This window comes from Amycolatopsis sp. NPDC102389, from assembly GCF_044765885.1.
Lineage (GTDB): Bacteria > Actinomycetota > Actinomycetes > Mycobacteriales > Pseudonocardiaceae > Amycolatopsis.
In genome coordinates this window covers 106,800-118,019 of the sequence record NZ_JBIWKX010000021.1, presented here as the reverse complement: position 1 = coordinate 118,019, position 11,220 = coordinate 106,800, and the positions used below count along the sequence as shown (strand labels likewise).

The following is an 11,220-nucleotide window of genomic DNA, read 5'->3' as shown; positions in this document are numbered from 1 at the left end:
AAAGTAATGCTCTCAAAGGAACCTCAAACGAGGTTCAAATACATAAGCTCTACTGGCTTAGTTCACTAGCACACTGTTGAGTTCTCAAGCAACACGCTTTGTTTCAAAGCGATATTCACAAGCTTTTTGGTCGAGCATGCCGAATCCTACGGTCTTAGTCGTAGGGGGTCGGCGGCCGCTCGTGGGCCGACGCTGAACGTTACCTGGTCCGGTTCGCGGTGTCAACCCGCTCGGCCCGTGTTCCTGGCCTGGGGCTTTTCGGCCCCGGTGGCCCGGTGTTCTTGGCGACGAAGAGAAGATTACATGCCCCGGAACCCCCCGAAAACAGGGGGGTCACTTAACGACATCGCCGCAGGTCAGCCGGTATGAACCCCCGTCATCCGGCGGTCTTCAGGTAGCGAGGCGGTTTACGGGCGGGGACGACGCGTTCGAAGTCGGCCGCGTAGGCGAGCACTCGGGCGTCCGTCCACTGCCCCGCCATGAACGAGACCCCGACCGGGAGCTCGCCGACGAAACCGGCGGGCACGGTCACCGCGGGATAACCCGAGACCGCGGCCGGCGTCGACGACGGGATCACGTCGTTGTCGCCGGTCTTGCAGTCGGTCTTCCAGGCGGGCGGGTTCGTGGGCGCGGCGATCGCGTCGAGGCGGTACTTCGCGAGGGTCTCGTCGATCGAGCGTTTCGCCAGGTCGGTCAGTTCACGGCGGTTGGCCTGGTACGTGAGGTCGGACGGGCCAGGAGCGGCGAGCGCCTGTTCGAAGAGTTCCTGTCCGGCGAAGCAGGTCTGCTCCAGCGGGTCGGATCGGTTGTAGGCGATCAGCGCGGCGAGGTCGCGCGGGCCTTCCGGGCGCGTGGCCAGGTAGCGATCGATGTCGCGGTGGAACTCGGTGAGCAGGGCCGGGAACTCCAGTTCGCCGAGCCTGGCCTGGTACGGCAAGGTCACCTCGACGACCTCGGCGCCCGCTTTGACCAGCGAATTCTTGGTCTTCGTCATCACCGCTTCGACGTCCGGGCCGAGGACCGGGAGGCGCCAGAGCCCGATCCGGGAACCCTTCAGGACGCCGGGACGAAGGTGCGCGGCGTAGTCGGTCGGCTGATTCGGCGGGTACGTGCCGGTGGCGGGGTCGCTCGGGTCTCGGCCCTGGAGCGCGGACAGGGTCAGCGCGACATCGACGACGTGCCTGGCCATCGGGCCGGCGGTGTCCTGTTCGGCCGAGATCGGCACCACGCCGGTGCGGCTGACCAGGCCGAGGCTCGGTTTGTGTCCCACGGTCGAGGTCATCCCGGCCGGGCAGACGATCGAGCCGTCGGTCTCACTGCCGATCGCGACCTGGGCGAGTGACGCGGCGACACCGGCGGCGGATCCGGCGGACGACCCGCAGGGGTTGCGATCGAGCACATACGGGTTGTTCGTCTGCCCACCGACGCCCGACCACCCTGAAGTGGGTTTGGCGGCGCGGAAGTTCGCCCACTCGGACAGGTTCGCCTTGCCGAGGACGACCGCGCCCGCGTCGCGCAGGCGGCGGATCAGAGTCGCGTCTTTCGCGGGCTTGCTGCGCAGGGCCCGCGACCCCGCCGTGGTCTGCTGAGAGCGGGTGTCGACGTTGTCCTTCACCAGGACCGGGATGCCGTCCAGCGGTCCGCGCGTCTTGCCGGCGCGACGCCGGACGTCGCTCTCCGCGGCTTGCGCGATCGCGGCCGGGTTGACCGCGATGACCGCGTTCACCTTGCGGTCGACCTTGTGGATGCGGTCGAGATAAGCCGAGGTCAGACCTACCGCGGTCAGCCGTCCGGAGGACATCCGGGTCTGGAGCGCGGGGATGTCGGCGGCGTCGAGATCGAGTGGCTTTCCGGCGGCGGAGGCCGCTGGAGCGGCACTCGCCGCGATGGTCGCGGCGACCAACGTCGTCAGAACTCCGAACATCGGCCGCCGCACCATCAGGTCTCCTTCGTCTAGAGAACCGGAAGCAAGGTCCGCAACTCGTACGGGGTCACCGCGCTGCGGTAGTTATCCCATTCAACACGTTTGTTGCGAAGGAAGAAGTCGTAAACGTGCTCTCCGAGCGCTTCGGGCAGAAGTTCCGATTTTTCCATCTCCGCCAGCGCCTCCCCGAGGTTCTGCGGGAGCTGGGCATACCCGGCCGCGCGGCGCTCGGAGTCCGACAGCTGCCAGATGTTGTCCTCGGCGGGAGGCGGGAGCTCGTAGCCCTTCTCGATGCCCTTGAGACCGGCGGCCAGGATGACCGAGTACGCCAGATAGGGGTTGCAGGCGGAGTCGAGCGTGCGGATCTCCACACGGCGTGACGACGCCTTGCCCGGCGAGTACATCGGCACCCTGACCAGCGCGGAGCGGTTGGCACGGCCCCACGAAACGGTCGTCGGGGCCTCGCTGCCGCTGATCAGCCGCTTGTAGGAGTTCACCCATTGGTTGGTGACCGCCGAGATCTCCTTCGCGTGGTGCAGCAGCCCCGCCACGAAGGCCTTGCCCGTCGCTGACAACTCGTACGGGTCCTCCGCGTCGTAGAAGGCGTTGCGATCACCCTCGAACAGGCTCACGTGGGTGTGCATCCCGGAACCCGGCTGGTTCGTGAACGGCTTCGGCATGAAGGTGGCGCGGACGCCCTGGGTGAGCGCGACCTCCTTGACGACGTAGCGGAAGGTCATCACGTTGTCGGCCATGGTCAGCGCGTCGGCGTAGCGGAGGTCGATCTCCTGCTGACCGGGCGCGCCCTCGTGGTGGCTGAACTCGACCGAGATCCCCATCGCCTCGAGCGTCTCGATGGCGTGGCGGCGGAAGTGCGTCGCCGTCGCGTGGCTGGCCTGGTCGAAGTAGCCGCCGTTGTCCGCGGGCTCGGGCTCGCTGCCGTCGTCCGGCAGGCTGGCGAGCAGGAAGAACTCGATCTCAGGGTGGACGTAGCAGGTGAAACCCGCTTCGCCCGCCTTCGAGAGCTGTCTGCGCAGGACGTGCCGGGGATCCGCCCAGGACGGGGAGCCGTCCGGCATCGCGATGTCGCAGAACATGCGCGCCGAGTACGGGCCGCCGTCCGGGGTCTCCCAGGGGAGGACCTGGAACGTGGCCGGGTCGGGCTTCGCGACCATGTCCGACTCGTAGACGCGGGCGAATCCTTCGATGGCCGATCCGTCGAAGCCGATCCCCTCGCTGAAGGCGCCCTCGAGTTCGGCGGGGGCCACCGCGACGGACTTGAGAAACCCCAGCACATCCGTGAACCAGAGCCTGACGAAACGGATGTCGCGCTCTTCCAAGGTACGGAGCACGAACTCCTGCTGGCGATCCATGGCCGCACCCTAACGAGAACGTGTTAACGACATGTTTCGCGACGCGCCGATCGACCGGAAGTGGTGGATCACCCCACGAGAACCGGCTCGGGTTTGGCCGCCTTGGTGATCGACAGCGAAGCGACCGAAGCGATCACGGCGAGGCTCGCGGCGATGTACCAAGCGAGGGCGTAGCTGCCCGACGAGTCGCGGATCGCGCCGGCCCCGAAGGCCGCGAGACCGGCTCCGAGCTGGTGGCTGGCGAATACCCAGCCGAAGACGATCGGCCCGGCGGTGCCGTATTGCCGGACACAGAGCGCGACGGTGGGCGGAACCGTCGCCACCCAGTCGAGGCCGTAGAAGACGATGAACGCCCACATGCTCGGTTCCACCGTTCCGCTCAACAGTTGCGGGAGCAGGGCGAGCGAAACGCCGCGAAGGGCGTAGTAGACGCCGAGGAGGATTCGCGGATCGACGCGGTCGGTGAGCCAACCCGAGGCGATCGTGCCCGCGACGTCGAAGATCCCGACGAGGGCGAGCAGGCCGGCGGCGGTGGTCTGCGGCATGCCGTGGTCATGCGCCGCGGGCACGAAGTGGGTGCTGACCAGGCCGTTCGTCGTGGCACCGCAGATCGCGAAGCCGACGGCGAGCAGCCAGAACGTCCTCGTGCGCGCGGCCGAGCCGAGGACCGAAAGCGCGCGGCGGGCGGAACCACCCTTGCGGGCGACTGGAGCGACTTCGCCCGGCTCCGCGCCGTAAGCGGTCGTTCCGACGTCGGACGGGTGATCGCGGACCACCAGGAGAACGACGGGGACGACGGCCAGTGCGGCGATGGCGATGACGAGCGACGCCGTCCGCCAGCCCTCGTCGACGGCGAGGTTCGCCACGATCGGGAGGAAGATCAGCTGGCCGGTGGCGCCCGCCGCGGTGAGGACCCCGGTGACGACGCCGCGGCTGCGGACGAACCAGCGGGCGGCGACCGTGGCGGCGAAACTCATCGCCATCGAGCCGGTGCCGACGCCGACCAGCACGCCCCAGCAGAGGATGAGCTGCCAGCTCGCGTTCATGAACACCGTGCCGCCCGCGCCGATCGCGACGACGAACAACGCCGTCGAAGCAACACGTCGCATGCCGAAGCGCTCCATGAGAGCTGCCGCGAAGGGCGAGAAGAGGCCGTAGAGGACGAGGTTCACGGAGACGGCCGACGCGATCGTCGCGCGCGACCAGCCGAACTCGTTGTGAAGCGGGTCGATGAGCACGCCGGGGGCCGCGCGGAAACCGGCGGCGGCGAGCAGGGCGATGAACGCGGCGGCGGCGACGAACCACGCGCGGTGGAGCCGGGTCTCGGTTTGCACGGGTACAGCGTCATCGGCGGCGGCGCTCGGCGAAAGCGGCCGGAAGGACACTGTGCGCAAGATTCGGGCCATGGCCATAGGCTCTGGCCATGCGCTGCCGTCACCTCGTGCCGGCGCTGCTGCTCACGATCGGGCTCATCGGCGGCTGCGCGGGGTCTCCCCCGCTGCCGCCTGCCCAGGATTACGTGAGCGCGGCGGCCGACTCCCTCGTCTCGTTGCGCAGCGTGCGGTTCACGCTCGGGGTGAACGGTGTCGTCACCGGGTTGCCGGTGCGCGGGCTCGACGGCGAAGTCAGCCTCGAGGGTGGCGCGGTCGGGAACGCCGATCTGCAGGACGACTTCGAACGGATGAAGGTCAAGTACCGGCTCTCCGGCTCGGAGATCACGCTCAGTGGGCCTGGTGGGGAGCGGGTGATTCCGGCTTCGAAGCCCTACACGCCGCGGGCGATGCTCGGGCCTGAAGGCGGGCTTCGGCGGCTGCTGACCGGGGCGACCGACCTGCGGGGCGAGCGGTGGGAGCGGGTGCAGGACACCGAATCGTTCCGGATCGCCGCGAAGGTGCCGGCCGCGGTGATCGGCGGGATCGTGCCGGAGATCAAGTCGGACGTGTTCGTGAAGCTGTGGATTTCGCGGGACGAGCCGCGGCGGCTGGTGCGGGTGTGGCTGCAAGTGCCGCCGACAAGTCCGCAGGACTTCGCGGTGATGCTGGAACTGGCGTTGACCAGGCATAACGCGGTGGTCGTCGGGGCCGGGCGGTAGCAAAGGTCCCCCGCTCCCTTTTGGCGGGAAATGCCTGGTCAGCGGGGCCGGTGGTAGCAAAGGTCCCTTGCTTCCCCGCTAGGGGCAGCGGGTGCCGGGGGCGGGCAGTGAGCCGTCGATCAGGTAGGCGAGGCCGGCGCTGTCGACGCACTCGTTGCCGTCCAGGAACACGGTGTGCTGCGCCCCCTCGAACGTGAGCAAAGCTCCCTTGAGGTCCCGCGCCAGGTTCACGCCGGACGCGTACGGGGTCGCCGGGTCGTCGGTGGTCGAGATGATCAGGGGCCGCGGCAGGCCGTCGACGTCCGGCTGGTGGACCTCCGACGTGGCGGGCACTGGCCACACCGAGCAGATGTCGAGCTCGCTCATGTCCGGGGTGCCGCCGGTCAGGAACGGCGCGCCCTGGAGCATCCGCCGGTGGGCGCTGTCGATGACGCGCCTGTCGGCGATCCGCGTGCTGTCGACGCAACGGACGGCGAAGTACACATGGAGGATGCCGGTGTACCGGCCGTCCGGCTCGCGGCCGTAGTAGTTGTCGGCGAGCGCGACCAGCGTCCTGCCACTTCCCCGTTTGAGCTCGGCGAATCCGTCGTTGAGGAACTTCCACGCGTCCTGCGAGTACAGCGCGGCGCTGGTCCCGGTGATGGCGTCCTCGAACGAGAGCTTGCGGGTCCCCGCGGGCACCGGGTCGGTGATCAGCGGCCGCACCAGTTCCTGGAACGCCTTCGTCACCGCGCCCGCGTCCCGGCCGAGCGCGCAATCCGCGCGGTCGACGCACCATTTGCCGAATTCGGCGAACGTGTTCTGGAAGCCCGCCATCTGCGTGACCAGCGATTCGGCGGTGTCGAGTTCGGGATCGATCGCGCCGTCGAGGAGCAGGGCCCGCACCTTGTCCGGGTAGGCCTCGGCGTAGGCGGTCCCGATCTGCGTGCCGTACGAAAAGCCCAGGTAGGTGAGCTTCTCGTCGCCGAGTGCCGAGCGCAGGACGTCGAGGTCCCGGACGACGTCCCTGGTCCCGATGTTCGCGAGCAGCTCTTTGCCGTGTTTCGTGCGCTCGGCGCACTTCGCGGCGTACGCCCTGGCGTCGGCGAGCTGCTTCGCGATCCCGCCGGGCGTCGAGTCGCTTTCCGAATCCTCCGCGCGGTCCGCGTCGCGTTCGGCATCGGTGAGGCAGACGAGCTTCGGCTCGCTGGCCCCGACTCCGCGCGGATCGAATCCGACGATGTCGAAGCGCTCGGCCAGCGCCGCGGCGGGCCGCGACTTGGCGATCCGCGCCGCGGCCGCGACGCCCGAGCCCCCGGGGCCGCCCGGATTGAGCACGAGCGAGCCGATCCGCCCTCCGGAGTCCTTCGTCTTGTGCCGGAGGACGCCGATCGAGATCGTCTCGCCGTCCGGCTTCAGGTAATCGAGCGGCACGGTGAGCTTCGCGCAGTCGAACGCCTTGTCCGTGACGGACGCGCACGCGCTCCACGCCAGCTTCTGCTCGGTGAACTTCTCGAGCGCCTTCGGGTCCGGAGTCGGCGATGTCGCGGTGGCCGGCGACGGCGCGGGCTTCGGCTGCGGCGTCGTGCAGGAGGCGACCAGCACGGCGACAACGAGCACGGCCGGGACGCGGCGAAGGCTCATCTCGCGATCTTCGCAGCGTCCCGGCCGGTCAAGGCCCTTCGCTCCGAACTCGTTACTTGGCGGCGCAGCGTGTGCCCTCGTCCGGAAGGGCGCCGTTCACCAGGTAATCGATGCCGATCTTGTCGACGCACGAGACGCCCTGGAGGAACACCGTGTGCTGGTTGCCCTCGAACGTGAGCAAAGCTCCCTTGATCGCTTTCGCGAGGTTGACGCCTGCCTGGTACGGGGTCGCCGGATCGTTCGTCGTCGAGATGACCAGCGTCTTCGGCAGGCCTTCGACGTTCGGCTGATGCGGTTCCGAGGTGTTCGGCACCGGCCAGAAGGCGCAGGAGTCGCGCGCGGCTCCGTCCGGCTTGCCGTCGTCGAGGAACGGCGCCGCCTCCGCGTACCGCTTCTGCGCGTCGAGGATCTTCGCCGGATCGGTGACCCGCGGGTCGTCGACGCAGCGGATCGCGACGAAGGCGTCCTGCGTCGTCCCGTAGCGGCCATCGGCGCCGCGCTCGTTGTAGAGGTCGGCGAGTTTTTCCAGGCCGTCGCCGCGCTGGCGCTTCAGGTCGTTGAGCGCGGTGTTCAGCGGTTCCCAGAGATCTTCCTGGTAGAGGGCCTGTATGACGCCCGTCGTCGCGTCCTCGTACGACAGTTTCCGGCCGTCGCTGACCGGCACCGGGAAGTCGATCAGCGGCCGCACCAAGTCCTGGAACGCCTTCGTCGCACCGGCGGCGTCGCGCCCCAGGGCGCAGTCCTCGCGCGCGGCGCACCAGTTCGAGAACTCCCCGAACGCCTTGCCGAAGCCCTGCCCCTGCCCGACCAGCGATTCCACCGCGTCCTGCTCCGGGTCGACGGCCCCGTCGAGCACCAGCGCACGGACGTTCGCCGGGAAGGCCTCGGCGTAGGCGGACCCGATCCGCGTCCCGTAGGAGTAGCCGAGGTAGTTCAGCTTCGGCTCGCCGAGGACCGAACGCAGGATGTCCATGTCCTTGACGACGTCACGCGTACCCAGGTTCGCGAGCATCGCGGGGCCGTGTTCGGTGCGCTCGGCGCATTTCGCCGCGAAGTCCTGGGACTCGGCTTCCTGCTTTTTCACTCCCTCGGGTGAGCCGTCGGTCTCGCCGTCGTCCGCTCGGTCCGCGTCGCGTTCGGCATCGGTCAGGCAGCGGACCTGCGGCTGGCTCGCGCCGATGCCACGCGGGTCGAAACCGACCATGTCGAAGCGTTTGCCCAGCTCGTTCGTCGCCGTCCGGGAGGCGAGACCGGCCGCGGCCTGCATCCCGGAGGCGCCGGGACCGCCGGGGTTGACCACGAGCGCCCCAATCCTTTCGTCGGTATCCAGCGCCTTCCGGCGCAGCAGGCCGAGCGTGATCGAGTCGCCTTCGGGCTTCGCGTAGTCGAGCGGAACGGTCAGCCGGGCGCACTGCGCGTCCTTCACTCGAAACGCCGCTTTCGCGTCATCCGATGTCGCGTAGGGTGCACAGTCGGCCCAGGTCAGGCTCTGTCCGTAGAACTTCTCGAGTCCGGCGGGCACCGGTCCGGTCGGAGCGTGCGACTCGGTGGCCGGAGGCGGCGGCTGGGTTCTACCCTCTCCCGACGAGCACGCGGCGACGGTGACCGCGAGCAAGCCGGACAGCGTGATCGCGGCGAATCGACGGGCACGGGACCTGGCGCTGACATGAGTGGACACGGTTGGATCGTGCCATCGGCCGTGGAACTCGGCCGCACCACCACCGCGTTGGTGATACGGGTGCGGACGGCAGAAGAACAGACGGGAGCACAGGGGTGGCAGCACTGATCAGCCGGGTGGGCAAGAAGCTGCGCCGGATCATCCAGCGGCCGGGCAGCGTCGAGCTGACCCGCTACGAAGCGCTGCTGCCGGCCATCGAGAAGCTCGAGCCCGAGTTGGAGAAGCTCTCCGACGAGGAGCTGACAGAGCGGGCCGGCAAGCTTCGCGACGCCGCTTCCTTCGGCAACGACCAGCTGATCGAGGTCTGCGCGCTCGGTCGTGAGGCCGCGCGGCGGGCCCTCGGCGAGCGTGCCTTCGATGTCCAGCTGCTGGGCACGATGGGCCTGCTCAGCGGGCATATCGTGCAGATGGAGACCGGTGAGGGCAAGACTCTGGCCGGTGCGCTGGCCGGAGCCGGGTACGCCCTGCGCGGGAAGCACGTCCACGTCGTCACGGTGAACGACTACCTCGCCCGGCGCGACGCCGAGTGGATGGGCCCGATCTACGACCTGCTCGGCGTCTCCGTCGGCTGGGTCGAGCCCGCGCACTCCCGTGACGAGCGCCGCGAGGCGTACGCGAAGGAGGTCACGTACGGCGCTGTCAGCGAGATCGGCTTCGACGTGCTGCGCGACCGCCTGGTGACCCGCGAAGAAGACCTGGTCCAGCGCGAGCCCGAGGTCGCGATCGTCGACGAGGCGGACTCCGTGCTGGTGGACGAGGCCCGCGTGCCGCTGGTGATGGCCGGGTCGATCGACCACACCGACGCCGACGAAGAGGTCGCGAACATCGTCCGGCGGCTGCGGCTCGGGCTGCACTACGAGACCGACGCCGACGGCCGCAACGCCTGGCTGACCAAGGCCGGCGCTTCGGTGGTCGAGAAGGCGCTCGGCGACGACATCAACCTCTACGACGAGACGGGCTCGGACAGGCTGCCCGCGGTGAACGTGGCGCTGCACGCGCACGCGCTGCTCACCCGCGACGTCGACTACCTGGTGCGCGACGGCAAGGTACAGCTGATCAACGCCGCGCGCGGCCGCGTCGCCGAACTTCAGCGCTGGCCGGACGGCCTCCAGGCCGCCGTCGAAGCGAAGGAGCAGGTCAAGGCGACCGACCGGGGCGAGATCCTCGACTCGATCACCGTGCAGGCGCTGCTCGCGCGGTACCCCGAGGTCGCGGGGATGACCGGTACCGCGGTCGCGGTCGCCGAGCAGCTGCGCGAGTTCTACAAACTCGAGGTCGCGGTCATCCCGCCGAACACGCCGAACATCCGTGAGGACCAGGAGGACCGGATCTTCGGGTCGCCGTCGCAGAAACTGCGGGCGATCGAGGAGGAGATCCGGAGGGTGCACGAGAGCGGGCGCCCGATCCTCGTCGGCACCCAGGACGTCGCCGAATCCGAAGAGCTGGCCGAGAAGCTGGCGAAGGTCGACCTGGAATGCGTCGTGCTCAACGCGCGCAACGACGCCGAGGAAGCCGCGATCATCGCCGACGCCGGCAAGAAGGGCGCGGTCACCGTCTCGACCCAGATGGCGGGCCGAGGCACCGACATCCGGCTCGGCGGCAAAGACGGCGACGGCCGCGACGAGGTCGTCGAGCTGGGCGGCCTGCACGTGATCGGCACCGCCCGCTACCCGTCGAGCAGGCTGGACGGCCAGCTGCGCGGCCGGTCCGGGCGGCAGGGCGACCCGGGCAGCGCGGTGTTCTTCGCCAGCCTGAACGACGAACTCGTGCTGTCGAACGCGCCGGACATCCCCGAGGGCATCAGCTCCGACGTGGGCAGCGGCGAGATCGTCGACCCGGCGGCGCTGCGGCAGATCAACCACGCGCAGCGCGTCGCCGAGGGTGTCGATCTGGAGATCCACCGGAACACCTGGCGCTACACGCGGCTGATCGAGCGGCAGCGCGGCGAGCTGCTCGAGCACCGGGACAAGGTGCTGCGGACGAAGCACGCGGCGGAGGTGCTGGAGAAGGCGCACCCGGAAAAGTTCAAGGAGCTTTCGGAGAAGGTCGACGACGAGGCGAAGGTCGAACAGCTGAGCCGTGAGGTGCTGCTGTTCCACATCGACCAGCTGTGGTCCGATCACCTGGCGTTCCTGACCGACGTGCGGGAGAGCATCCACCTGCGGGCGCTGGCGCGGGAGACGCCGATCGACGAGTTCCACCGGGCGGCGATCCCCGAGTTCCACAAGATCATCCCGGAGGCGGCCGAGAGGGCGGCGAAGACGCTCGAGGAGGCCGAGATCACCGACAACGGGATCGACCTCGGTGACGCGGGGGTGCGGCGGGCGAACACGACGTGGACCTACCTGGTGCACGACAACCCGTTCGACTCCGACTTCGAGCAGACCATCAAGAAGGTGCGGAGCATGATCAAGCGCAAGTAGCGCGCGGGGAGCGGGGGACCTTTGCTGTCACTCTCTTTTGGAGAGCGATAGCAAAGGTCCCCCGCTCTCTTTCCGCACCGGCCTGCCCCGGGTGGGCGATTCGGCAC

The 11,220-nt window shown here is 68.8% G+C and carries 7 protein-coding genes; 2 read left to right on the top strand and 5 right to left on the bottom strand.

The window, feature by feature from the left end:
* Window positions 1–376: 376 nt before the first annotated feature.
* From ACIRGA_RS19835 to ACIRGA_RS19825, 3 genes are all read right to left on the bottom strand, one after another.
* The gene (locus ACIRGA_RS19835; RefSeq protein ID WP_400942914.1) at window positions 377–1,939 is read right to left on the bottom strand and encodes an amidase; all 1,563 of its coding nucleotides are present in this window, start codon (window positions 1,937–1,939) and stop codon (window positions 377–379) included.
* Window positions 1,940–1,953: 14 nt separating this feature from the next.
* Window positions 1,954–3,297 carry a type I glutamate--ammonia ligase gene (glnA, locus tag ACIRGA_RS19830; protein ID WP_400942912.1) on the bottom strand — a complete coding sequence of 448 codons (1,344 nt, stop codon included), beginning with the start codon at window positions 3,295–3,297 and terminating at the stop codon, window positions 1,954–1,956.
* A gap of 68 nt (window positions 3,298–3,365) precedes the next feature.
* Complete coding sequence (locus ACIRGA_RS19825; RefSeq protein WP_400942926.1) at window positions 3,366–4,631, bottom strand: MFS transporter; 1,266 nt, start codon at window positions 4,629–4,631, stop codon at window positions 3,366–3,368.
* 89 nt (window positions 4,632–4,720) lie between these two features.
* On the opposite strand from ACIRGA_RS19825, the gene ACIRGA_RS19820 reads away from it, so the two are divergent.
* Entirely contained in the window at window positions 4,721–5,389 is a 669-nt protein-coding gene (locus tag ACIRGA_RS19820) for an LppX_LprAFG lipoprotein (RefSeq protein WP_400942910.1), read from the top strand.
* A gap of 78 nt (window positions 5,390–5,467) precedes the next feature.
* Here ACIRGA_RS19820 and ACIRGA_RS19815 read toward each other — a convergent pair whose 3' ends face one another.
* Together ACIRGA_RS19815 and ACIRGA_RS19810 are read right to left on the bottom strand one after the other, a co-directional pair.
* Window positions 5,468–7,012, bottom strand: coding sequence for an alpha/beta hydrolase (locus ACIRGA_RS19815; protein ID WP_400942908.1), 1,545 nt, complete (start codon window positions 7,010–7,012; stop codon window positions 5,468–5,470).
* Between the two features lie 52 nt (window positions 7,013–7,064).
* Window positions 7,065–8,636, bottom strand: a complete 1,572-nt coding sequence (locus tag ACIRGA_RS19810; RefSeq protein WP_400942924.1) for an alpha/beta hydrolase — start codon at window positions 8,634–8,636, stop codon at window positions 7,065–7,067.
* Window positions 8,637–8,785: 149 nt separating this feature from the next.
* Between ACIRGA_RS19810 and secA2 the strand changes: the two genes are divergently transcribed.
* Window positions 8,786–11,113, top strand: coding sequence for an accessory Sec system translocase SecA2 (secA2, locus tag ACIRGA_RS19805; RefSeq protein WP_400942907.1), 2,328 nt, complete (start codon window positions 8,786–8,788; stop codon window positions 11,111–11,113).
* The last annotated feature ends 107 nt before the right edge of the window (window positions 11,114–11,220 follow it).

Coding starts and splice junctions, on each gene's coding strand:
- ACIRGA_RS19820 (WP_400942910.1), top strand. CDS start 4,721: ATGCGCTGCCGTCACCTCGTGCCGGCGCTGCTGCTCACGATCGGGCTC.
- ACIRGA_RS19815 (WP_400942908.1), bottom strand. CDS start 7,012: ATGAGCCTTCGCCGCGTCCCGGCCGTGCTCGTTGTCGCCGTGCTGGTC.
- ACIRGA_RS19835 (WP_400942914.1), bottom strand. CDS start 1,939: ATGGTGCGGCGGCCGATGTTCGGAGTTCTGACGACGTTGGTCGCCGCG.
- glnA (WP_400942912.1), bottom strand. CDS start 3,297: ATGGATCGCCAGCAGGAGTTCGTGCTCCGTACCTTGGAAGAGCGCGAC.